Genomic DNA, 23,000 nt, shown 5'->3' on the forward strand with positions numbered 1-23,000 from the left:
CCGTTTTTTTGTTCCAGAAACAATATCTACTTTTCAAAGTTCACTGCCAGAGTTTCGCTGGCATGATCAATCAGAATTCCGAGAGATCATCTTTCTTAATCTGTCCGCATACCTCTTATTTGGAAATACCTATCATCTCCGTCGAAATAAAAAAGATATCACATACACCCCTAATGCTATCATAACAAGAGACGGCATAATACGCCCGATCATTCGAATCAGCACACTTAAAATCCCCACAAAGATCACAAGAGAGATCAGCTTCTCATACCAGGGCTTATCCTGAAAACTGTGAACCTGTCTCTTGTCTTCGCTATAGCTATCCCCGGAAAAGCCAGAATCTTCTGTAGAATACTCCTCATAGGATATATTGCCATTATCCGTATCTGTATCCAGAAGAGTCCTGGCGATCAGCCTGGGATCTCCAAGTTCGTTCAGCACATCCTGCTCTGATCTTCCCTTCATCACCTGGGACTGTATATAATCCTCATAATACCTTAAATGTGCAGCAATCTTCCCTTCATGCATCTGCCCGGTCAGCTGACTCTCCAAAATGTCTAAAAATCCTCTTCGATCCATGCTGTATCCAACCTCTCGTTCCATATCGTAATTGGGGCATTTCCTAACATCATGGCTTCATTTTATCATAAAGGACAGGGATATCCTATATACTTTTTCTAAAATTTCTATAATCTTTTTATCATTTTATGAATTTTGCACAAATTTAACTGTTATTTTTCTATCAATTAACATTGATAAATACTTGACAATCTCATCCACTTATGCTAAAGTGATTTCATCAGTTGAAAAGCTTCTGAATACTGACGGATTCGTGGAATTGACCACAGGGATTTCAGAAGTTGGACACAGCCGACCGTCTGGGCAGTATTTGATCTCATCAGATACTGCCCTTTTTTAACAGGATGATGGCATTGTACCCATCCTGTGGTCCGGCAGCAATGTTCCCGGAGAGTAAAGGCAGAATATTCCCGGAAGGCTATCAATATTTATTCAAAATCAGGAGGAGAAATTTATGGGATTCAAAACTGACATTGAGATCGCACAGGAATGCGAAATGAAGCCGATCACTGAGATCGCAGAAAAAGCAGGGATTGATGACAAATACCTGGAGCAGTACGGAAAGTACAAAGCAAAAATCGATTACAATCTTTTAAAAGAATCTGACAAAGAAAATGGAAAGCTGATCCTTGTGACTGCTATCAACCCTACACCGGCTGGTGAAGGTAAGACAACAACTACCGTTGGTCTGGCTGATGCAATGCAGAAAATGGGCAAAAGTGTTATGGTAGCTCTCCGTGAGCCATCCCTTGGACCGGTATTCGGTGTTAAAGGCGGTGCAGCAGGCGGCGGATATGCACAGGTTGTTCCTATGGAGGATATCAACCTTCACTTTACAGGTGATTTCCATGCCATCGGTGCAGCGAATAACCTGCTGGCAGCAATGATCGACAACCATATTTTCCAGGGAAATGCACTGAACATTGACCCACGTAAGATCACCTGGAGAAGATGTGTAGATATGAATGACCGTCAGCTTCGTAACGTAGTAGACGGCCTTGGCGGAAGAACAAACGGTATGCCTCGTGAAGACGGATACGACATCACGGTTGCATCTGAGATCATGGCTGTTCTTTGCCTTGCAAGTGACATCAAAGACCTGAAAGAACGTCTTTCCAGAATCATCATCGGATATACATATGGCAAACCATCAGAGCAGAAGCCGGTAACAGCTGGTGACCTTCACGCAGAGGGCGCTATGACTGCACTTCTTAAAGATGCCCTGAAGCCAAACCTTGTACAGACACTGGAGCATGTACCGGCCATCGTACACGGCGGACCATTCGCAAACATCGCTCACGGATGCAACTCTGTAACTGCTACAAAAATGGCCTTAAAGCTGGCTGATTACACCATCACAGAGGCTGGTTTTGGTGCTGACCTTGGTGCAGAGAAATTCCTGGATATCAAATGCCGTATGGCAGGCCTGAAGCCAAACGCAGTAGTGATCGTAGCCACTGTACGTGCACTGAAATACAACGGCGGCGTTCCGAAGGCTGACCTGAACAATGAGAATCTGGAAGCACTGGAGAAAGGTCTTCCCAACCTTCTGAAACATGTAAGCAATATCCGCAACGTATACAAACTGCCATGTGTAGTAGCTATCAACGCATTCCCAACAGATACTAAGGCAGAGCTTGACCTGGTAGAAGCAAAATGTAAAGAGCTTGGCGTAAACGTAGCGCTTTCCGAAGTATGGGCAAAGGGCGGCGAAGGCGGTCTGAAGCTGGCTGAGGAAGTAGTACGTCTGTGTGATGAGCCAAACGACTTCACATATTCCTATGAGCTGGAAGGCTCCATTGAAGACAAGCTGAACCAGATCGTTCAGAAGATCTATGGCGGTAAGAGAGTTGTTCTTACAGCAAATGCCCAGAAACAGGCAAAACAGTTAGAGGCTCTTGGCTTTGGCAACTGCCCGATCTGTGTAGCTAAGACACAGTACAGCCTGACAGATGACCAGACCAAGCTTGGCGCTCCTACAGATTTTGAGGTAACAGTACGTAACCTGAAGATTTCTGCAGGTGCCGGTTTCATCGTAGCACTTACCGGCGAGATCATGACCATGCCAGGACTTCCGAAGGTACCGGCTGCTGAGAAGATCGACGTAGACGAGAATGGAAAGATCACAGGTCTTTTCTAATAGAAATTCAACCTTGACAAATACTTTCTCTTATAGATATAATACTTCCAATAAGAGGGAGTAGCTGCCACAGGCATGGACCTTTATCAGGGTTTCATCCAGTGGATTTTCAGGCGTCAGAACGGCCACCAGTACAGTGACCCGCCTAAAATTGAAATAGCAAGACTTTTATTACAGTATGTTTATTGTTCATTCAGCAAATACTGTAATAAAAGTCTTTTTTATTTACTATAAATTCACGGGCAGCAGTCATGAAAGAAACATGCTTGTACTAGTACATCGTTTCTCTCTCTCAAAATCCATTTTTCAGGAGGAAAATCATGAGTTTTTTAATTGAAGGAGTCCAGGCTCTCACCTGGCAGCAGGTGGTTATGTACGCAGTAGGTATCCTGCTGATCTATCTGGCAATCGAAAAAGGTTATGAACCATCCCTGCTTTTACCAATGGGATTTGGCGCCATTCTGGTTAATCTTCCCTTTACAGGTGTACTTGATCAGACCCTTCAGGGCGGCATTCAGGCAAACGGAGTGATCGAATGGCTGTACAATGTAGGGATCAATGCTTCCGAGGCTATGCCCATCCTGTTGTTTATCGGTATCGGAGCAATGATCGATTTTGGTCCACTGCTTTCTACCCCACAGATGTTTTTATTTGGTGCCGGTGCACAGTTCGGGATCTTTGCAGCAATCCTGCTGGCAACCGTTCTTGGTTTTGACCTGAAGGATGCAGCCTCCATCGGTATCATCGGTGCTGCTGACGGTCCTACCTCCATCCTGGTATCCCAGGTCCTGCACTCAAAATATATAGGTGCCATAGCAGTAGCCGCCTATTCCTATATGGCGCTGGTTCCCATTATACAGCCTTTTGCCATCCGGCTTGTTACAACAAAAAAAGAACGCCAGATCCATATGGAATACAATCCGGCTTCTGTTTCCAGGAAAATGCGTATTGCATTCCCTATTGTTGTTACTATGATCGTAGGACTGGTAGCACCACAGTCTGTGGCCCTTGTAGGATTCCTGATGTTTGGTAATCTGATCCGTGAGTGCGGCGTACTTGGCACCATGTCCGATACCGCTCAGAATACACTCGCCAACCTGATCACATTATTACTTGGTATTTCCATTTCCTTCAGCATGCGTGCAGAATACTTTGTTACAAAAGGTACTTTAATGGTTATGCTGATCGGACTTTTTGCCTTTGTAATGGACTCTATAGGCGGTGTACTTCTTGCCAAATTTATGAACCTGTTCCTTAAGAAAAAAATCAATCCCATGGTTGGCGCAGCTGGAATCTCTGCATTCCCCATGTCTTCCCGCGTGATCCAGAAAATGGCACTTGAAGAAGACCCAAGCAATGTTATCCTGATGCACGCAGCCGGAGCCAATGTATCCGGTCAGATCGCTTCTGTTATCGCAGGAGGACTTGTGATCAATCTGGTAACAAGCCTGCTTTAAAGATTCATAATTATAATGTATAGACGTAGGAGGGAATCTCAATGAATACAGAGAATATAATGGCAGCCCTGGAAATCATGGGCAAAGGAATGGCTGGTATTTTTGTAGCCATCCTGTTGATCATGCTTTGTGTATGGATCATGGGAAGGTTAGGTAAAAAATAATGAAATATAAAATGATGGCAGTGGACATGGACGGAACTCTTTTAAATGATTCCAAGGAGATTTCTCCCAGAACTGCTCAGGCGATCAGGAAAGCTGTTGCACAGGGATTTCTATTCACCCTGTGCACCGGACGTCCCATCCAGGGTGTAGAAAGATACAGTCAGTTCCTTGGTCTTCAGGCTCCTTTGATCACCTATAACGGTGCCATGATCATACGTTCTGACACCAAGGAGATCCTGTACAAACAGGAACTTTTACCAGAAGATATACATAAGATATTAGAATTCGGCCGGAATTATAATACCACCATGTGTATCTGGTCCGGCAATCGGCTTTATGGGAATGTTTTGAATGATCAGATCCATGCCTATAAGAAAAACACTGGCGTCGAGCCTGTCCTTATGGAAGACGAAGATGCTTTGATCCGCCAGGGCGTTACTAAGATCCTGTGGATCGATACAGAAGAAAAGATCAAAAAGATACAGGAAGAACTCCCTGGAGATGCTTTTTCCCAGGTAACTTTCTGTACTTCCCAGACCACTTATCTGGAGTTTTTCAACAGTCAGGTATCCAAGGCCAGGGCTATGGAACGGCTGGGACAGCTTTTTAATATCCGTCAGGAAGAGATGATTGCAGTAGGCGATGGCCTGAATGACCTGCCTATGATCGAATATGCCGGTCTTGGCGTTGCCATGGAAAATGCACAGGCCCAGGTAAAAACCCGGGCCCGGTACATTACCTCTTCCAATGAGGAAGACGGTGTTGGTAAAGTTCTTGAAAAATTTGTTTTAAAATAAAGGCTTCATCGTTGGATATAATTCACGGAATTTCTGGTATCTTGCTTCATACTTTTCCACAAGAGCCGGTTCCGGTTCCACAGTATCCACAATCTTTGTAAGCTTCTTTCCAATGGTTTCCACATCCGGGTAGGCGCCGCAGCCAACTGCTGCAAGCATGGCGCCGCCCAGTGACGGGCCTTCTTCCACTTCCAATACATCCACCTTAAGGTTCATAATATTGGCGATCATTTTTTTCCAAAGCGGGCTCTTTGCACCACCGCCGCAGATCTTTGTACGTTCTATCTGGATCCCCAGGCTTCTTGCCACTTCCAGGGAATCCCGAAGACCAAATGCAACGCCTTCCAATACGGCCTGTGTCATATCAGCCCGTGTGGTATCCATAGTCATGCCAAAGAATACGCCTCTTGCATCCGGATTGTTATGAGGAGAGCGTTCTCCCATCAAATACGGCAGAAAATACACATGATTCTCACCTAATTCTTTGATCGGTGCCTGCTCCGCACCATAATCCTTTGTTCCAAGGATCTCTTCTGACCACCATTTATTACAGGAAGCTGCACTAAGCATACATCCCATCAGATGGTAGCTGCCATCTGCATGGCAGAAAGAATGAAGTGCATTATTCTGATCTACTCCGAATTCTTTGCTGGAAATAAAAATAGTTCCGGAAGTACCAAGAGAAATATTACACTGACCGTCTCCTACAGTACCTGTACCCACAGCTGCGGCCGCATTATCTCCAGCTCCTGCCACGATCTTCACCTCTGGTGAAAAACCAAGTTCAGCTGCCAGTTCCGGCTTAAGAGTACCTACAACCTCCCAGCTTTCATATAGTTTGGGAAGCTGTTCTCTTGTGATCCCGCAGATCCGGATCATTTCCTCAGACCAGCATCTGTTCTTTACATCCAGAAGAAGCATACCGGATGCGTCAGATACATCCGTGCAGAAGGAACCGGACAGACGGTAAGCCAGATAATCCTTTGGAAGCATGATCTTTACGATCTTTGCAAAATTGTCAGGCTCATTTTTCTTCATCCACAGGATCTTTGGTGCTGTAAATCCTGCAAAAGCAATATTTGCAGTATATGCGGACAGTTTATCCTTACCAACCACCTGATTCAGGTAATCAGTCTCTTCTCCCGTGCGTCCGTCATTCCACAGAATTGCAGGACGGATCACCTGATCCTCTTTGTCCAGAGTTACCAGCCCATGCATCTGGCCTCCAAAACCAATGCCTGCCACCTGGGATCTGTCGATCCCAGCGGTCAGCTCTTTCATCCCCTCCATGCTTTTCTCAAACCAGTCAGAAGGATTCTGCTCTGACCAGCCTGGATGTGGGAAATATAATGGATATTCTTTTGATACGATATTACAGATCTTTCCGGACTCTTCCATGAGAAGAAGCTTTACAGCGGAAGTGCCCAGGTCAATACCGATATAGTACATACTCAATTACCCCCATGGATTCTCCGTCGGATATCTTACGCCTGCCGGCTGATTATAACCGATCTCATCTACCGGAACTCCGATATACTTAAATACTTCAAACAATGCTTTTCCGTAATGTCCAAATGCAACTGCACCATGATGTGGGAAATTCTTCTCGATCAATACATGACGGTAGAAACGTCCCATCTCCGGAATTGCGAAAATACCAATTGATCCGAAAGAACGTGTTGCAACCGGCAGGATCTCACCATGTGCAATATAAGCACGAAGCTTGTTGTCAGAAGTGCTCTGCAGACGATAGAAAGTAATATCTCCAGGCACCAGATCACCTTCCAGTGTACCCTGTGTTACTTCCTCAGGCAGGCTCCTTGCCATGATCATCTGATACTTCATTGTGCAGGAAGACAGCTTGCCTGCTGCTGTATTTCCACAATGGAATCCCATAAATGTATCCTTCTGCGTATAATTAAATTTGCCTTTGATATCGCTTTCGTACATATCATTTGGTACAGTGTTGTTGATGTCAAGAAGTGTTACAGTATCATTACTGATCACTGCACCGATATACTCACTTAATGCACCGTAAATATCAACCTCGCAGGATACCGGGATGCCCTGTGCTGCAAGACGACCGTTCACATAGCATGGCACAAATCCGAACTGTGTCTGGAATGCAGGCCAGCATTTGCCTGCAATGGCAACAAATTTACGATAGCCTTTGTGCTCCTCTACCCAGTCCTTTAAGGTCAGCTCATACTGTGCAAGCTTTGGCAGGATCTCTGGCTTTTTATTACCTGCTCCAAGCTCTGCAGCCATCTCTTCTGCCAGTGCCGGGATTCTTTCGTCTCCTGCATGTTTGTTGAATGCTTCAAAAAGGTCAAGCTCTGAGTTCTCCTCAATCTCAACCCCTAAGTTGTACAGCTGCTGAATCGGTGCATTACATGCAAGGAAGTTCAATGGACGAGGTCCAAAGCTGATAATCTTAAGATTGTTCAGTGCATATACAGCCTTTGCAACAGGTACAAAATCATGGATCATATCTGCACATTCTTCTGCATTTCCAACCGGATATTCCGGAATATAAGCTTTAATATTGCGAAGCTTAAGATTGTAGCTTGCATTTAACATACCGCAGTATGCGTCTCCACGGCCCTGTACCAGGTCATCTCCGGACTCTTCTGCTGCTGCCAGGAACATCTTTGGTCCATCAAAATGCTTTGCAAGCAGGGTCTCAGAAATCTCAGGCCCGAAGTTACCAAGATAAACAGCCAGTGCATTACAGCCAGCTGCTTTAATATCCTCCAGTGCCTGTACCATGTGGATCTCACTTTCTACAATACAGACAGGACATTCATAAATCTCAGAAGCATCATATTTCTCTGTGTAAGCTTTCACCAGTGCTTCTCTTCTTGTAACAGAAAGAGACTCCGGAAAACAATCTCTGCTTACTGCAACAATTCCAATCTTGATCTGTGGCATATTATTCATCATGATATTATCCTCCTTATTCCTCATCCAATGAAATGTTTTTACCTTTTAATCCGTTAAATGCACCCTGGATCTTTGCATCCTCATGTGCGATCAGCCATTTATTCTTAGCAGTCTGAAGTCTGTCTTCCCCATCGGTCTCTGTCTGGAAAGTCAGATCTGTATTTGTCCCTCTTGGAAGAACTACCACGCACTGAAAGCCTGTATCATTTACATGACATGGTGCGTAATGAAGTGTAGTAGCATAAACCTCAATGCCTGTTCCTGCCGGTACCAGATATGCCTCAATATTCGCTGTGTCATATGTAAAATCCGGTGCAATATCCTGCTGATGTCCGATCAGCAGCACCAGATCTGTTACAGCCACATTGATTTCTGAATTGCGATGGTATTCCACTGCATTCAGTTTCCTGTTATGTCCATTACAGTATCCGATCTCAATAGGAAGTCCGCCATAGCCTTTGTTCTGGAGTTCCCTGGCCACATCCAGGCTTTCCAGTTCTTCTACGGAAGCTACATAGATCACATTTTCCGGTACAGGTGTATGCTTCATCTCCCTGATCAGTGCTGTAAAATCATACCCCTCCAGAACCTTTCCATATTTGCGGAAAGAGTCATCTGTTACATTTTGAATCTTCACCTCTTTACCTCCTTGCCATAAGTTTTTTGTTTATCGATAAAAAAAGCATACCATAAACAGGTATGCTTTTCGTCTTTTTTATTGTCTATTCCATGTCACTTTTTTGACCTTTTTTCTCTTTCCACTGCACTGGGCAGGATCTGGTATCTTTTTTGGAATTCCTTGGCAAATGATCTGTTGCTGGCAAATCCGTTATCCAGTGCAATCTGACTGATTGTATGGTCAGTATTCATCAGTTCTCTGTATGCATATGCCATTCGGATATCCTGAAGATATGACTTAAAATTGACTTTTGCATATTTTTTGAACATTCGTGACAAATAAGCCTCCGAATAGCCAAAAAGGGCTGCCATTTCTGAAAGCTTTAAATCTTCCCTGTAATGCTCCCTCATATAAGAAGTGATCTTTGACAGTGCATCAAGCCTGCGGCTGGCGTGAATCTCCTGTCTGGCAGCTTCTGATTCACGATAATCACGGATCATAAGAAACAGAATATTGTAATACAATGCCATAGTCCGGAACTCGTATCCGTCTCCTTCCTGATGATACACATTGTAAAGCTCTTCCACAAAAAAGGCCAGCTTCCGGTTGTCCGGGATCTTCTCATCCTGGTGCCCACTCATACGGGCAGCACTTTTAAACCGGATAAACCTTTGGGCAGTAAAATAATCCTGGAACTGCTTCAAAGGGATCTGCAGCACAATGGTCCGGTTCTTGTGTGGAGCCTGCACTGAATGAACCTCATTGGAATTGATAATGATCAGCTCACCGGCCTCCAATGGATACTCCTGATCATTTAAAAAAAGGGAAAGATGCCCTTCCTGCACAGCAAAAATCTCCACAGAGGTATGCCAGTGCTTTTCTCTTGCATAATTCCCATTCATTCCTTCAAATATAAATAGTTTAAAAGGCACCCCTTCATTTGGGATGATCAGTTCATGCTGAAATTCCATATATTATACCTTCTATTATACCTTCTTTCGCAAGTTTGCAAATCACATTTAGCAATTCTGTAAATCACCCATTTAGTAATTTCGCAAATCACTCATTTAGTAATTTCACAAATCACCTATTGTCTTTCCACAGGAAATTACCTATAATAAAGCTTAGTATTGCTTTGTGCTTCGCACTCCTGCAATCATCTTTTTTATTGGAGGCTGTTATGAAATTTATTTATCCTGCGGTTTTTAAAAAGACAGAAAACGGCACATACCACGGCTACTTTCCGGACCTGGAAAGCTGCTACGGAGACGGAGATACCCTGGATGAAGCCATAGAAAGTGCCAATGCGGCAGCTTATGACTGGATCACACTGGAGCTTGCAGAAGATGAACCTGCAATGCCCCCTATCTCAGACGAAAGCGATCTTGACCTTAAAGAAGGAGAGATCGTCCGCAACATCTCTGTAAATATCCGATTTTATGAAGGCTGGGACGAATGATCGCCCCAGCTGTTCTTTTATCTGATCCGACCAGTCATATGGATGCTGAATTCGTACCGATCGCCAACCAGCTTATTATCAACATATTCGAAAGGACCTTTCTCAGTATATCCAATCCTTCGGCTTCGCAGCAGGGCTGCCCCCTGTTTCAAATGAAGCACCTGGGCCTCCAGATAGTCCGCATTCACCGCTGAGAATGTATCATCTGCTTCTGTCACCACCACCCCATATGTGTTTTCCAGGAAATTATATAAGCCTACAAATTTGCCTGCATATTGTTCAAAACCAGGGATCTGGTTCTTCACAAGGTAATTATTCATAAGAGCAATGGGCTTATCATCAGCATATAAAATTCTCTGGATCAGATAAACCGTTACCTCAGGTTCCAGTTTCAGCTTCTCTCGCACAATCTCCGGTGGTTGCACCAGTTGGATATTTACCCCTTCTACTGTGATATTATATCCTTTTCTTTTTAATGTTTCCGTAATAGAAGTGACTGTATTCAGCTGCTGAGTTGTTGAGATGTCCCGTACTTCCGTGCCTTTACCTTGGACCACTTTTACATAACCTTCATCCGAAAGCATGGCGATAGCTCGCCGCACAGTGATCCTGCTCACAGCATAAATTTTCTCCAGGTCACGTTCTGTAGGAAGAAGCATCCCCGGTTTGTAGGCGCCTTCCTTGATCAGCTTTTTAATGCTTAAATAAACCGTCATGTAAGCTGTTACCTTTTGCATATTTTCTCCGTAATCCTTTTAATCTGAAGTGTAATTTATACTATTTATTTCTATATTATCCCATTTTTCAGATAATGTAAACACATAAGCGTCAAAGCACCTCAACAGTAACCCTTTAAATCATATTTTCTTTCATGTAATCTCCCACATCAGATAGCACCTGGCTTGTATAAGAAAATACCTTCATAAGCTTCTCATATTTCTCTGCTTTTTCCTGCTCTGGATTACATTCCAGTTCTTTTATATGAAGCTTCTCGATAATACTGTAATCCTTAAGAACCCCCACTGCTTTTGCAGCAATAGCAGCTGCACCGATAGACGCAGCATTCTGATCAATGTTACTCTTAATGATCGGTCTATTAAATATATCTGCAAACATCTGCATCCAATATGGATTTCTGGCTCCGCCGCCACAGAACTGAATTCCTTTTTCAAGTTCAGCATGTTTCTCCAATTCATCTAAAGACAGCTTCAGATTCATGGCAATCCCTTCCATGGCTGCATGTACCAGTTCTGCTCTTCCTGTTCCCAGATTCAGCCCCAGGAAAGCCCCTCGGATATTTACAGATTTATCCTGTGAAGTACCTCCTGCAAGACTGGGATTAAAGATCACTCCATTGGATCCAGGCGGAAGCTCTCTGATTTCCTCGGTCATTACTCTGTATGGATCTTCTTTTTCAAGAAGATCCTTGCACAGGGTATCCCGCACCCACCTAAAAGAGCTTCCTCCTGCAAAGATAGAGAAGGCGGATGTATACATATTCTCCTGAATATGTGCGAATACATATGGCTTTGTCTTAAAATCCAGTACCGGCTCTTTTGTATTTACAGCGATCCAGGAAGAGGAGCCAAGAGAGGTATAGACTCTCCCTTCCCTTCCGCCTACGCTCCCCAAAGCCATGCAGGCATTGTCCACACCGCCACAGGCTACCTTTGTTCCGGGAGCAAGACCGGTTTGTGCAGCAGCTTCTTCAGTAACCTCTCCCACAATTCCATGAGAAGGGATGATCTCTGGAAAGATTTCTTTACTGATTCCTGCCACAGCAAGGATCTCATCAGACATTTTTCTTTTTTTCAGGTCAAAAGCTCCTGTACCGGATGCATAGGAATCATCCATATACATCTTTCCCGTAAGCTTATAGTTAATAAAATCTTTAGATCCCAGCACCTTCCAGGTTTTTTCATAAACCTGAGGCTGATTCTTCTTCATCCACATCAACTTAAAAATGGAATAGCATGGTGCCGGAAATCCGTTTCCGGTCCGCATATACCAGTCTTCTTCACTGAAGCTTTCAAAGAACTCCTTTGCTTCTGTTTCTGCCCTGGTGTCAGACCAGATGGGAACCATCTGAAGAAGCATATTGCCATTTTTATCCATAGGAACTGTCACCAGACTATGACCGCTAAGTGCAAGACTTACGATCTCTGCCGGATCTGTTCCTGTTTCTTCCAGCAGCTTTCTTGTGCTTTTTGCCACTCCATTCCACCAGTCCTGGGGAGCCTGCTCATGAAAGTTCCCACCAGTATATTTTGTCCCATATTCAATAAATGAATTTGCAAGTACACCAAGCTGTTCATCAAATAGGCTTGCCTTTACACCGCCTGTTCCAAGATCATATGAAATAAACTTCTTCATTCCCATCACCACACTTTTGCTATATTATTGTCTGGAAAATTCTTCACAGATTGTTACGCCATTACTGGTGCCAATACGCTCTGCGCCTGCATCGATCATCTTTTTACAGGTTTCCCAGTCACGGATACCGCCGGCAGCTTTTACCTTTACTTCATCTCCAACAATATCTTTCATCAGTTTTACATCTTCAGGTGTTGCCCCTGAAGTACCGAATCCTGTACTTGTCTTAATAAAATCAGGTTTTACTTCTTTTGCGATCAGAGCTGCTCGCTTGATCTCTTCTTTTGTCAGATAGCAATTCTCAAAGATTACTTTTGAGAGAACACCGGCTTTACGGCAGATTCCTACGATAGTTTCCATTTCTTTTTTGATGTACTCATCATCACCCATTTTCAGTTTGCCGATATTCAGCACGTAATCGATCTCATCTGCACCTTCTTTGATAGCCTGCTCTGTTTCAAAAGCCTTTGTTTCAATGGTAGTCTGTCCCAAAGGGAAAGAAATTGCAGCACCAACATGTACTTTGCAGCCTTCCAGAAGTTCCTTACACATTTTGACAGGATAAGAATTGATGGCTACCATTGCAAATCCATTTTCTCTTGCCTCACCACACAGCTTCTCAAAATCTGCCTTTGTTGCATATGCTTTCAAAAATGTATGGTCGATCATACCTGCCAGCTGCTCTCTTGTAATCTCATTAATGTTCATTTTTTCATCCTCCTGATTTTGTCTGTCATTTTCTGTCATTTTTATTTTATATATGTTTATATCACGGAATTTGTATTCCAATTTTATTCAAAACTTTGTACGATCTCAAGTGCTGATTTTGTTCCAATGCCGAAACGCTCCACACCCATATCAACCATTGCAAGGAAATCCTCTTTTGTACGGATACCGCCGGCTACTTTCAACTTGATCCTGCCTTTTGTAAAGTCTTTGATCTTGCGGATTCTATCCAGATCCAGTGGTGCAGGTACCCAGCCTGTGCCTGTTTTTACAAAATCTGCTCCAGATGCGATCACAAGCTCACATGCTTTCAACATTTCTTCATCTGTAAGACAGTTGATCTCAATGATTACCTTTGTCAGGATATTGGAAGGGATCACACTGAGCACTTCCTTCAGTTCGTTTTCTACATAGTCGTACTCGTCGCTTTTCAGCTTTCCAACGTTCATGACCACGTCGATCTCCTGGGCCCCATCTTCTACCAGTCTTTTCGCTTCCATTACTTTAATCTCTGTACAATGACCACCACCTGGGAAACCTGCCGGACCTCCAACATAAATATCCGGTTCATCCTTCAGCAGTTCCGCTACTGTTTTGGTCCAGCTTGGAAGAGCATGTACATTAATAAACTTATATTTTTTTGCAATGTCCACCACTTCCTGAATATCCTTCAGTCCATGGTGGGTTCTGACTGCACTGATGTCAATCAATCTAGCTGCTTCATATGCGTTCATTCTCAACACTCCTTTTTCATAATTGTTCCGGTGCTTTCTCCACTACACCGATTTCCAGTTCAAATAATTTTTCCTCACCAGGCTGTATGTATTCCAGCTCTCCACGTCTGCGCACAACGTCTCTTCCTTCCGGAATCGCATTGGACGGTTCCAGCCCTACTACATAGTCCCCTTCTCCCATCATCTTCCATTCTCCGAAATGAGAAAACTGTTCCGTTGAAAAGGCTACATATGCACCCAGATTTACATCCGGATTATAAAGGACGGCTTTCGTCTCCTTACCTGGCAGCTTATGATAAAATACCTGCTCTGCATAATCATGGGTAGGCTTCTGAAATTCAAAGCATTTCTCAACCACGCCCTCACTATCTCTTGCTGTCACTACAGTTCCTTTAGGTTCTATCAAAATAGTGTTTTCACTAACGATCGGGTACCCAAAATTACAGTGATAAAGAAGCATAAACGGCTGCTGGTTAAAGCCCTGATTCTGGATCTTGTCTGTGATCTTCAGACTTTTGCCTCCCAGTTTTGTCTCAATCTCTCTTATAAGAACAATATTCTCGCCAAACACACTGCTTTCTCTTACCTGTCCACGGATCTTCAGGATATACTCATCCCCGTCCCAGTATTTTTCAATGCAAACACCATCTGCCGGTGTATTACTAATCCTTCCATGAAGCCCAAGAGACTGTCCATCATCCTCGCAAGGTGCCCCAAAATAAGTTAATCCGCATGTTGTGACAAGTCCGCAAAAGAATCCGCGCAGGAAGGATAATCCGTCTTTTTCAAAATATGCCGGATGTGTTACTCCTGTTTTACTGATAAAGGAAAGTGCTTTTCCATTATACTCTGCCCATGCAATATCCATGCCTCTTGTTGGAAGGACTGTAAAATGCAGTCCTCCTCCGGTTTTCACTTCAATAGCACGAACACCATCCGCCTTTCCCTCTGAAAGTACACAGGGCCTTGCATCAGCAACCTGTGAAGGATCACCCACATATTTCATAAATTCCTCTTTTGTCAATTTCTTTCCATATAATTCCATTTACATCCTCCTTAAAGCTTAGCAAGCTGGTCTCCCATGTCACAAAGCATGTCAGTAAACTGATTATAAAGATCCATCTCTTTATTATAAAATTCCATATTTTCAGGAATAGGTTTTACGTATTCTTCTACCTGATGAAGAGCATCGATCCGTTCAAAATCTTTCCATATGCCAGCTCCAACTGCTGCACATGCTGCTGCGCCAAGAGCTGCTGCCTGCTGATCAATATTTGTCTTCACCACATTCATTCCATAAATATCTGCATAGATCTGTCTCCACAAGGAAGACTTGGAACCGCCTCCCACAAGAAGCATCTCATCTCCCACACTGGTTAGCTTACGAATCTCATCCAGACAGGAACGAAGTCCCATAGTGATGCCTTCCATGGTTGCCCGGATCACATCTGCCCTTGTATGGATCAAATCCAAACCAATATAAGATCCTCTTAAATTATAGCTTTTATTCATAGGCATTCCGCCTCCAAGACTGGGATTAAAGATCAGTCTGTTGGCTCCTACTGGGGATTTGGATGCCTCACGGGTCATATAATCGTATTCATCCTCCCCAGTCTCTTTTGCAGCTGCTGTAAACTCGTGTGCCAACTGATCTCTGAACCAGCGGAATGCTGTTCCCCCTGCAGTTACACAAAGTGCAGATGCGTAAAAGCCAGGTACTACGTGAGTAAATACATATGGTCTTGTATTTATATCTAATAATGGTTCTGTAGAGGATACGGCGATCCAGGAGGAAGAGCCAAGGGAATTGTAAGCCCGTCCTTCTTTAAAAGCTTTTGCTCCAAGTGCCATACAGGAATTATCCACACCACCGCAGACAACCTTTACGCCAGCTTTCAGCCCCAGGCATCTTGCCGCTTCTTCTGACATCAGGCCAACCACATCTGTTGATTTGATCACCTCTGGGAAAAGATCTCTGTCAAATCCCATTGCGTCCATCAATTCCTCTGAATAATCCCATTTCAGAAGATCCCAAACTCCGCATCCGGATGCATAAGATGGATCTGTACAAATCCTGCCAGTCAGTTTATAGTTAATATAATCTTTTGTTCCGATAATTTTCTTTGTTTTTTTAAACATTTCAGGTTCATGGTTTCTATACCACATCATCTTAAATGCAGTATAAAATCCTGCTGTGAAACCATTTCCTGTCATCTGATACCATTTTTTCTCATCATAGGTCTTAAAAAACTCATCAGCTTCTTTGATTGCTCTTCCATCAGACCAGATGGGGGTATACTCCCGAAGAAGTTCCCCATCTTCTCCAATGGGTACTGTTCCAAGAGAATGCCCGGAAATTCCACAGGCTATGATCTCTTCCGGATCCACCCCTGACCGCTTCAGAAGCTTTGCTGTACTTTGCACAACCGCATTCCACCAGTCCTCCGGGCGCTGCTCATGCCATCCATGAGCAGGATAATAGGTATTATATGAAGTAAAATCAGACGCAAGGCAATTTCCTTCTTCATCATACAATGATGCTTTATTTCCTCCGGTTCCAAGATCCCATGCAATAATTTTTTTCCCCATAATAGCCTCCTTTTCCGGCATATAACTCTCTGGATTTTTATAGTTTTAAATAGTTAAATAAAGAGTTCCTGCTTCTTCTCTTTCTTTTGCTTCCCCAAGGATTTTCTCTGAAGCTCTGGTTCCGCAGCGTACTACTCCGATAGACATCAGCGCCAGACAGTCATCCAGTGTGCGGATACCGCCTGCTGCTTTAACCTTCATCCCCTGTGCATGATCAACCATCACCTGCATGTCCGAAAGCACTGCACCGCCGCCTGCATACCCGGTAGAAGATTTGATAAAATCTGCCCCTGCATTTTTAGCAAGCTGGCAGGCTTTCACAATCTGATCTTCTGTAAGGTAATAATTTTCAAAGATTACTTTCAGAAGTGCGCCACCTTCATGAGCAGCGGCTGCAACCTCTGCGATCTCGTTCTCCACATAGTCGTATTCTCCTGAAAGAAATCTGCCTATGTTCATAACCATATCTACTTCCACTGCGCCCTTTGCAACAGCGTCTTTTGTTTCAAATACCTTTGTCTCCTTTGTACAGGTACCATGAGGAAAGCCGATAACTGTAGTAACAAGAACGCCTGTACCCTTCAGTTCTTTATCTGCGATTTCCACATCAGATGGCCTGACGCATACAGAAATGCAATGATACTTTGCAGCCAGTGCACAGCCTTCTTTCAAACCTTCAACTGTAATATCCGGTCTTAACAGAGAATGGTCAATAGTATCTGCTACATCCTGTACTGTGATTTTTTTATTCATGTTAGTGTCTTCCCTCCTCATATTCTTCAGCTGAACGTTTTCTGTCGTCCAACTCGTCCTGTGTCACTGCATCTTCCAATGTATAGGAAAGAATCTTAACCTGATCTGCCTCATCGTTCATCAGCTCACCGCGCTTGTATCCGTGATGCATAACCATGATACGGTCTGCCAGGGAAAGGATCTCCGGCATTTCAGAAGACAGAAGGATAACTGCTACTCCTTCTTTTGCAAGATCATCAATAATCTTGTAAATCTCATTTTTTGCACCAATATCAATTCCATGGGTAGGCTCATCCATAAATAGCACTTTCGGCTCATTCATCAGCCATCTGGCAACAATAGTCTTCTGCTGGTTTCCTCCTGAAAGACTGGAAACAGGCGTATCCAATGTAGGAGTTTTTACTCTCAGCTTTTCCCTGTAAGCCTGGGCAATGCTGTTACTCTCCTGCACATTTCGGATCCCCATTTTTGCTTTCTGTTTCTCATAAACGATCATCTCGTTCTCTTTTACAGACATTTTCAGGAAAAGTCCCTGAATCTTGCGGCCTTCCGGGATCAGTCCAATTCCCAGCTTGATCGCATCATTACAGTCATTGATGTGAACCTCTTCCCCATTCCAGAAAATCTGTCCGGACTTCATTTTATTAGCTCCGAAAATACACTGAAGCACTTCTGTACGTCCTGCTCCCACCAGACCTGTCAGTCCTAAAACCTCGCCCGGATACAAGTCAAAGGAAACGTTTTTCACTTTCCCTGCCATATCATAAAGATTTCGCACAGACAGAATGGGTTTACGTCCTTCATAATTTCTTATAAAATCACGTTTCCCAACGCCCTGGAATTCACGTCCTACCATGTAATTCACCATTTGCTGCTCCGTCATCTGGGATGCCGGCTTTGTGATGATGTGCTGACCGTCACGAAGCACGGTAATGGTATCTGCAATTCTCCGGATTTCTTCCAGCTTATGGGAAATATAAAGAATAGATACTCCCTGTTCTCTTAGCTGCATAACAACCTGCAGAAGGAATTCAACTTCAGAGCTTGTAAGGGAGGATGTCGGCTCATCCATAATGATCATTCGTGCATTCAGAGAGATTGCTTTTGATATTTCCAGAAGCTGCTGCTCGGAAATACTAAGATTCTTTGCCTTTGTTTTTGGTGAAATATAGCTTACATTCAATCGTTTCAGGTATTCCATACAGTCATTGTTCATCTTCTTATAATCAATGAACCCGAACCTGTTTTTTGGCATACGATTGATAAACACATTTTCGGCGGCAGTCATCTGGGATGCAAGGGATAATTCCTGATGGATCATTGCAATTCCCGCCTGTCTCGCCTCGTTTGTACTTGCGAAATGGCATTCCTGACCTTCAAAAATTACCCGTCCGCCTTCCGGATGATATACACCTGAAAGAATGTTCATCAGGGTAGACTTTCCAGCACCATTCTCACCAACAATCGCATGAATTTCTCCTTTTGCTATATCAAAAGAAACCTGATCCAGGGCTTTCGTACCCGGAAATTCTTTTGTAATGTTTTCTATTTTACAGATAATCTCTCGCTCCATATCCTGCCTCCGTCTGTTAAAATAAGGGCGGGCGCTTAAGCAATCCCGAAATAGGAAGCGCCCACCCCATGTATATCTCAGTTTTTATTCAAATAATTCTGGGAACTGATCTTTTACTGTATCCGGAGTTGCGATAACTGCATCATAGGTATTGATTTCGTCACAATCCTGATCAGCAACCAGTTTATTGAATGCAGATACAACTGGCTGATAGCCCTGGTTAAATGGATCCTGATCGATTGCAACAGAGATTGTTCCATCTGCGATATAATCAGCAACTGCATCAAGAACATCGTGGCATACCAGTGTAACCTTGCCATCCATACCAGCATCTTTCAGAGCCTGAGCTGCACCTGAAGGACCACCAGCTGTTACATAGATCGCTTTGATATCCGGGTTCGCTGTGATAAGGTCTGTTGTAAGGCTATATGCTGTATTTGCATCATCATTGTTCTCATACTCACCAACAAGCTCCAGTCCTTCCACTTCGTCTGTAATGGAGCGGCATCCTGTACGACGTTTCTCGTGACCTGTTACAGAAAAGCTGCCTGTGATGATCGCATATTTTCCACCATCTGGCACAGCGTCTTTGATTGCGTTACCAGCGGTCTCACCTGCCTGATAATCATCCATTCCGAACCATGCAGTACGATCTGTGTCCGGAAGGTCACCATTGAAGCAGTATACAAGGATTCCAGCCTCTGTTGCCTGATTAACAACAGGATCAAGCTCATCAGATACACCGAAGATACAGATCGCATTGTAGTTAGCAGCGATACAGTTCTCAATTGTGGATGTCCAGTTCATAGCTTCAAAATTTTCTACAGAGATAACATCTACTGTACAGTTACGGTCAGCAAGAACCTCTTTTGCGTAGTTCTGTCCTACCATAACAGCTGCGCCCCATGGATTGTTCTGAACACAAATTGAAGCAATTTTGATCGGGTCTTCTGCTGCCTGGTCAACAGGAAGTGTTCTTAATGTTTTTCCTGCCGGTACCTCAAGATCTTCTGCTTTCACAAAGTCATCTGCCATTGCTGTTACCCCCGTACCAGCTACTGCCATCATACCTGCCATCAGCATTGCTATCATTTTTTTCTTCATAAGTCCCTTCTCCTTTCGACTTTGGGGTTGGGCTTTTCCCACCCTTTTCTTTGTATTGTTTTTGAACATCCACTGATGTAAAAACCTTACATTATTTAGTTTTTTGCTTTATTGGTTTTTGTTTTAAACTCTTATCTTGCTTCCCGTTTCTTTCTGAAGCAATCAATTGCTACAGAGAAGATGATAACAATACCAAGAACAACTGTCTGCCAGTATCCTGGCACTGCCACCTGTACGAACAGGTTCTTCAGCAGAGACATCAATGTGGCACCAAGGATAACACCAAAGATATTTCCTTCACCACCTGTCATGGAAATACCACCGATTACACAGGCTGCGATTGCATCCAACTCATAACCATCGCCATAGGAAGGGCCAGCCTGTTTCAGCTGCCCAAGCATCAGAAGACCTACAAAAGCGCTCATCAGTCCGCTGACTGCGTACGCAAAAATCGTTACGTTTTCAGTATTAATACCGGAAAGCTTTGCAGCCCTCTCATTACATCCTACAGCGTAAATATTACGTCCAAGCACTGTATATTTCGCAAACATCCAGGCCAGTACTACAACAACGATCATAAAGATTACGGAAACCGGAATAGATCCGATATAAGAACCACCGAATACACTGATCCAGGACTCTCCATACTTAATCGGAGATCCGTTAGAAACAAGAAGTGCGATACCATTTCCTATTTTCAAAACACCCATTGTTGCGATAAACGGTGGAAGTCCGATCTTTGCTACAAGAACACCATTGAGAAGACCAAATACAAGTCCTACTGCAAGGATGATCAGAAGAACCAGGAAAGGATTAACTCCATTCTCTGTATTCAGGTTTGCGTATGTTGCCACACATATGGAGCAGGCGATCACTGCACCAACAGACAGATCAACTCCTCCTGTGATGATTACGAACCCCATTCCTACTGCAAGGACTGCGTAATGTGAAGCCTGTCTAAGTACATTGAAGATATTAATGGTTGTGGGGAATGAATCCGGCCTCACAATAGATAAGTAGATTGCCAGCAAAATGATTACCAATACCACTACCATTTCCTGATGCGCCAGAAGCTCTTTCAGCTTGCCAGCACCTCCCGGCTTATTTTTTGCTTTTACATTCATGTCGTTTCCCCTTTCATGGTGTTTTGTTTTTCGCCTCCGCTGGTTTGTGCGCTTTGCGTTTTTGTTAAATTGATTATAACCAATTTGTTATTGCTTGTAAATACCTTTTAGTATTTTTTACATTTTACACAGTATTTATTATATATATTTGTGCAATATCAACATTTTCTTCTCATTTCACTCTAATATTGGTTATATTCTTTCACTCAGTTTCAGCACGCTTATACGCCAGATATGCGTTCTGTACCTTAAACATACCACCGTCTACACCAATGATCTCACCGGTAATATAACCAGCTGCATCAGATACAAGGAAACTTACAAGCGCAGCTGCATCTTCCGGTGTCCCAAATCTCTGAAGGCACAGATCCTGTACCTGCTCATCTCCACGCTCTGTAATCATTGCATGTGTCATATCCGTATGGATGATTCCAGGTGCATATGCATTTACCGTGATTCCATAAGGTCCAAGTTCTCCTGCTCCAATCTTTGTCAGCATATCTACCGCTGCCTTGCTGGCTCCATAACCTACAAGGCCGCAGTCCGCAAAATGTCCTGAAATAGAAGATGCATTCACAATACGTCCGTATTTATTTTTCTTCATCCACGGAATAACTGCTTTTACCATAAAGAACTGGCTCTTAAAGTTAATCCCAAGAATACGATCCAGGTACTCCTCTGTCATATCTTCGATATAGCAGAAATCAAAAATCCCCGCATTATTTACAAGAACATCCACTCTGCCCCATTTGTCTGTAACCTGAGCAACAATAGCCTCTGCTGCTTTCTGGCTGGAAACATCTCCGCAGATCACCTGGCATTCAGGCTGAATCTCCTGCAGTTCCTTCTCAGTTTTTAATGCGCTTTCCTGGTTAGAATGATATACAGCATTTACAATATATCCAGCTTTTGCAAGAGCCACACTCATTGCATGTCCCATACCTCTTGTACCGCCTGTAACGATAGCTACTCTCTTTTCTGTCATGATTTTCTTCCCCCTTATTTAGCCGATGGTAAATCCACCGTCAATTACAATATTTGCGCCATTGATCAGGCTTGCTGCATCACTTGCCAGATAAACAGCACACGCTGCCACTTCCTCCGGATATCCGAAACGTCTTGCAGGAATGGTCTGCTTAAAAGCTTCTCCAGCTGCATTATTCCAGTTCATCTCGCCTAAAGCGGTAAGGATAACAGTAGGTGAAATTGCATTGATGTTGATGTTATATCTTGCCCACTCAAGTGCACACTGTTTTACAAGCTGGATGATACCTGCCTTCGTACAGCCATATGCCACATGCTTGTCAAGAGCTACTACACCGGCCTGAGAAGCAATGCAGACAATTTTTCCACCGCCGTTCTTCAGCATGGTTTTCCCCACTTCTCTTGTCATCTTAAAGCTTCCGGTCAGATTTACATCAAAAGTTTTCTGCCAGATAGAATCTGTTACTTCTTCTACCTTTTCAAGAATACCGATGCCTGCACAATTAATGAGCACATCGATTTTTCCAAATTCCCGGATTGCGGTATCTACTGCTCGTTTAATGTCTTCATCCTTTGTAATGTCACCAACAACACTTACAAATCTGCGTCCAAGCTTCTCAACTTCTTCTTTCGTATGCTCTCCTTCTTTCAGGTCAAAGCACACAATGTTTGCTCCTTTTCTTGCAAACATGATTGCAGTTGCCTGTCCGATCCCCTCTGCTGCACCAGTTACCAGAACTGTCTTTCCGTCAGCGCCAAAGTTAATGTCAAAATTCCTGTAGTCCATTTTTAAGCCCTCCATTTTGCTTATTTTTATTACATTTATAGGTTCTGTTACATTCACAAACATTTGTTTTGTATGTGCGTTTTATTATGCTCGTG

The 23,000-nt window shown here is 43.5% G+C and carries 22 protein-coding genes and 1 riboswitch; of the genes, 5 read left to right on the top strand and 17 right to left on the bottom strand.

The features are described 5' to 3' along the window. Positions 1 to 132: 132 nt before the first annotated feature. Positions 133 to 579: a DUF1700 domain-containing protein gene (locus OCV61_RS14950; protein ID WP_262583127.1), complete on the bottom strand. Its 447-nt coding sequence runs from the start codon at positions 577 to 579 to the stop codon at positions 133 to 135. A gap of 228 nt (positions 580 to 807) precedes the next feature. After that, positions 808 to 891, top strand: a riboswitch (ZMP/ZTP riboswitch). Between the two features lie 142 nt (positions 892 to 1,033). Between OCV61_RS14950 and OCV61_RS14955 the strand changes: the two genes are divergently transcribed. From OCV61_RS14955 to OCV61_RS14970, 4 genes are all read left to right on the top strand, one after another. Continuing rightward, on the top strand, positions 1,034 to 2,719 hold the full coding sequence (locus tag OCV61_RS14955; protein WP_158422494.1) for a formate--tetrahydrofolate ligase: 1,686 nt from the start codon (positions 1,034 to 1,036) through the stop codon (positions 2,717 to 2,719). A gap of 320 nt (positions 2,720 to 3,039) precedes the next feature. Next, positions 3,040 to 4,176, top strand: a complete 1,137-nt coding sequence (locus OCV61_RS14960) for a sodium ion-translocating decarboxylase subunit beta (RefSeq protein WP_158422495.1) — start codon at positions 3,040 to 3,042, stop codon at positions 4,174 to 4,176. Between the two features lie 41 nt (positions 4,177 to 4,217). Continuing rightward, positions 4,218 to 4,340 (top strand): hypothetical protein, encoded by a 123-nt coding sequence (locus OCV61_RS14965; RefSeq protein ID WP_262583129.1) that lies wholly within the window; start codon positions 4,218 to 4,220, stop codon positions 4,338 to 4,340. Continuing rightward, positions 4,340 to 5,137, top strand: coding sequence for a Cof-type HAD-IIB family hydrolase (locus tag OCV61_RS14970; RefSeq protein WP_158422496.1), 798 nt, complete (start codon positions 4,340 to 4,342; stop codon positions 5,135 to 5,137). Before OCV61_RS14965 ends, OCV61_RS14970 begins: the two co-directional genes overlap by 1 nt. On the opposite strand, the gene xylB is transcribed toward OCV61_RS14970, so the two are convergent. The 4 genes from xylB to OCV61_RS14990 all read right to left on the bottom strand — a co-directional run bounded on the left by xylB (position 5,129) and on the right by OCV61_RS14990 (position 9,670). Next, entirely contained in the window at positions 5,129 to 6,586 is a 1,458-nt protein-coding gene (gene xylB, locus OCV61_RS14975; protein ID WP_158422497.1) for a xylulokinase, read from the bottom strand. The genes OCV61_RS14970 and xylB overlap by 9 nt on opposite strands. Before the next feature lie 6 nt (positions 6,587 to 6,592). Beyond that, a complete protein-coding gene (locus tag OCV61_RS14980) occupies positions 6,593 to 8,077 on the bottom strand; it encodes an L-fucose/L-arabinose isomerase family protein (RefSeq protein ID WP_158422524.1) in 1,485 nt (494 codons plus the stop codon). 16 nt (positions 8,078 to 8,093) lie between these two features. Next, positions 8,094 to 8,717 carry a DUF4867 family protein gene (locus tag OCV61_RS14985; protein ID WP_158422498.1) on the bottom strand — a complete coding sequence of 208 codons (624 nt, stop codon included), beginning with the start codon at positions 8,715 to 8,717 and terminating at the stop codon, positions 8,094 to 8,096. A 95-nt stretch (positions 8,718 to 8,812) separates the two neighbouring features. Next, complete coding sequence (locus OCV61_RS14990) at positions 8,813 to 9,670, bottom strand: AraC family transcriptional regulator (protein ID WP_158422499.1); 858 nt, start codon at positions 9,668 to 9,670, stop codon at positions 8,813 to 8,815. Positions 9,671 to 9,879: 209 nt separating this feature from the next. Here OCV61_RS14990 and OCV61_RS14995 point away from each other — a divergent pair, with 209 nt between their 5' ends. Beyond that, a complete protein-coding gene (locus OCV61_RS14995) occupies positions 9,880 to 10,158 on the top strand; it encodes a type II toxin-antitoxin system HicB family antitoxin (RefSeq protein ID WP_158422500.1) in 279 nt (92 codons plus the stop codon). Positions 10,159 to 10,175: 17 nt separating this feature from the next. Here OCV61_RS14995 and OCV61_RS15000 read toward each other — a convergent pair whose 3' ends face one another. The 12 genes from OCV61_RS15000 to OCV61_RS15055 all read right to left on the bottom strand — a co-directional run bounded on the left by OCV61_RS15000 (position 10,176) and on the right by OCV61_RS15055 (position 22,905). Continuing rightward, positions 10,176 to 10,895, bottom strand: a complete 720-nt coding sequence (locus tag OCV61_RS15000) for a GntR family transcriptional regulator (RefSeq protein ID WP_158422501.1) — start codon at positions 10,893 to 10,895, stop codon at positions 10,176 to 10,178. Positions 10,896 to 11,010: 115 nt separating this feature from the next. After that, positions 11,011 to 12,531, bottom strand: a complete 1,521-nt coding sequence (locus tag OCV61_RS15005; protein ID WP_158422502.1) for a xylulokinase — start codon at positions 12,529 to 12,531, stop codon at positions 11,011 to 11,013. Positions 12,532 to 12,555: 24 nt separating this feature from the next. Beyond that, on the bottom strand, positions 12,556 to 13,239 hold the full coding sequence (deoC, locus tag OCV61_RS15010) for a deoxyribose-phosphate aldolase (protein WP_158422503.1): 684 nt from the start codon (positions 13,237 to 13,239) through the stop codon (positions 12,556 to 12,558). Between the two features lie 83 nt (positions 13,240 to 13,322). Next, a complete protein-coding gene (gene deoC / locus OCV61_RS15015; protein ID WP_158422504.1) occupies positions 13,323 to 13,991 on the bottom strand; it encodes a deoxyribose-phosphate aldolase in 669 nt (222 codons plus the stop codon). Positions 13,992 to 14,007: 16 nt separating this feature from the next. Continuing rightward, entirely contained in the window at positions 14,008 to 15,036 is a 1,029-nt protein-coding gene (locus OCV61_RS15020; protein ID WP_158422505.1) for an aldose 1-epimerase family protein, read from the bottom strand. Positions 15,037 to 15,047: 11 nt separating this feature from the next. Then, positions 15,048 to 16,580, bottom strand: coding sequence for a xylulokinase (locus tag OCV61_RS15025; RefSeq protein ID WP_158422506.1), 1,533 nt, complete (start codon positions 16,578 to 16,580; stop codon positions 15,048 to 15,050). 45 nt (positions 16,581 to 16,625) lie between these two features. Then, positions 16,626 to 17,333: a deoxyribose-phosphate aldolase gene (gene deoC, locus OCV61_RS15030; RefSeq protein WP_158422507.1), complete on the bottom strand. Its 708-nt coding sequence runs from the start codon at positions 17,331 to 17,333 to the stop codon at positions 16,626 to 16,628. A 1-nt stretch (position 17,334) separates the two neighbouring features. After that, complete coding sequence (locus tag OCV61_RS15035) at positions 17,335 to 18,906, bottom strand: sugar ABC transporter ATP-binding protein (RefSeq protein ID WP_158422508.1); 1,572 nt, start codon at positions 18,904 to 18,906, stop codon at positions 17,335 to 17,337. Positions 18,907 to 18,990: 84 nt separating this feature from the next. Next, positions 18,991 to 20,010 (bottom strand): sugar ABC transporter substrate-binding protein, encoded by a 1,020-nt coding sequence (locus OCV61_RS15040; RefSeq protein ID WP_262583139.1) that lies wholly within the window; start codon positions 20,008 to 20,010, stop codon positions 18,991 to 18,993. A gap of 131 nt (positions 20,011 to 20,141) precedes the next feature. Next, a complete protein-coding gene (locus tag OCV61_RS15045; RefSeq protein WP_158422510.1) occupies positions 20,142 to 21,134 on the bottom strand; it encodes an ABC transporter permease in 993 nt (330 codons plus the stop codon). Positions 21,135 to 21,336: 202 nt separating this feature from the next. Beyond that, positions 21,337 to 22,119: an SDR family NAD(P)-dependent oxidoreductase gene (locus OCV61_RS15050; RefSeq protein ID WP_158422511.1), complete on the bottom strand. Its 783-nt coding sequence runs from the start codon at positions 22,117 to 22,119 to the stop codon at positions 21,337 to 21,339. An 18-nt stretch (positions 22,120 to 22,137) separates the two neighbouring features. After that, on the bottom strand, positions 22,138 to 22,905 hold the full coding sequence (locus OCV61_RS15055; RefSeq protein WP_158422512.1) for a GolD/DthD family dehydrogenase: 768 nt from the start codon (positions 22,903 to 22,905) through the stop codon (positions 22,138 to 22,140). Positions 22,906 to 23,000 lie beyond the last annotated feature (95 nt).

This window comes from Blautia ammoniilytica (assembly GCF_025566965.1).
In the GTDB taxonomy this organism is placed as follows: Bacteria; Bacillota; Clostridia; order Lachnospirales; family Lachnospiraceae; genus Blautia_A; species Blautia_A ammoniilytica.

Coding starts and splice junctions, on each gene's coding strand:
- OCV61_RS14950 (WP_262583127.1), bottom strand. CDS start 579: ATGGATCGAAGAGGATTTTTAGACATTTTGGAGAGTCAGCTGACCGGG.
- OCV61_RS14955 (WP_158422494.1), top strand. CDS start 1,034: ATGGGATTCAAAACTGACATTGAGATCGCACAGGAATGCGAAATGAAG.
- OCV61_RS14960 (WP_158422495.1), top strand. CDS start 3,040: ATGAGTTTTTTAATTGAAGGAGTCCAGGCTCTCACCTGGCAGCAGGTG.
- OCV61_RS14965 (WP_262583129.1), top strand. CDS start 4,218: ATGAATACAGAGAATATAATGGCAGCCCTGGAAATCATGGGCAAAGGA.
- OCV61_RS14970 (WP_158422496.1), top strand. CDS start 4,340: ATGAAATATAAAATGATGGCAGTGGACATGGACGGAACTCTTTTAAAT.
- xylB (WP_158422497.1), bottom strand. CDS start 6,586: ATGTACTATATCGGTATTGACCTGGGCACTTCCGCTGTAAAGCTTCTT.
- OCV61_RS14980 (WP_158422524.1), bottom strand. CDS start 8,077: ATGAATAATATGCCACAGATCAAGATTGGAATTGTTGCAGTAAGCAGA.
- OCV61_RS14990 (WP_158422499.1), bottom strand. CDS start 9,670: ATGGAATTTCAGCATGAACTGATCATCCCAAATGAAGGGGTGCCTTTT.
- OCV61_RS14995 (WP_158422500.1), top strand. CDS start 9,880: ATGAAATTTATTTATCCTGCGGTTTTTAAAAAGACAGAAAACGGCACA.
- OCV61_RS15000 (WP_158422501.1), bottom strand. CDS start 10,895: ATGCAAAAGGTAACAGCTTACATGACGGTTTATTTAAGCATTAAAAAG.
- OCV61_RS15005 (WP_158422502.1), bottom strand. CDS start 12,531: ATGAAGAAGTTTATTTCATATGATCTTGGAACAGGCGGTGTAAAGGCA.
- deoC (WP_158422503.1), bottom strand. CDS start 13,239: ATGAACATTAATGAGATTACAAGAGAGCAGCTGGCAGGTATGATCGAC.
- deoC (WP_158422504.1), bottom strand. CDS start 13,991: ATGAACGCATATGAAGCAGCTAGATTGATTGACATCAGTGCAGTCAGA.
- OCV61_RS15020 (WP_158422505.1), bottom strand. CDS start 15,036: ATGGAATTATATGGAAAGAAATTGACAAAAGAGGAATTTATGAAATAT.
- OCV61_RS15025 (WP_158422506.1), bottom strand. CDS start 16,580: ATGGGGAAAAAAATTATTGCATGGGATCTTGGAACCGGAGGAAATAAA.
- deoC (WP_158422507.1), bottom strand. CDS start 17,333: ATGAATAAAAAAATCACAGTACAGGATGTAGCAGATACTATTGACCAT.
- OCV61_RS15035 (WP_158422508.1), bottom strand. CDS start 18,906: ATGGAGCGAGAGATTATCTGTAAAATAGAAAACATTACAAAAGAATTT.
- OCV61_RS15040 (WP_262583139.1), bottom strand. CDS start 20,010: ATGAAGAAAAAAATGATAGCAATGCTGATGGCAGGTATGATGGCAGTA.
- OCV61_RS15045 (WP_158422510.1), bottom strand. CDS start 21,134: ATGAATGTAAAAGCAAAAAATAAGCCGGGAGGTGCTGGCAAGCTGAAA.
- OCV61_RS15050 (WP_158422511.1), bottom strand. CDS start 22,119: ATGACAGAAAAGAGAGTAGCTATCGTTACAGGCGGTACAAGAGGTATG.
- OCV61_RS15055 (WP_158422512.1), bottom strand. CDS start 22,905: ATGGACTACAGGAATTTTGACATTAACTTTGGCGCTGACGGAAAGACA.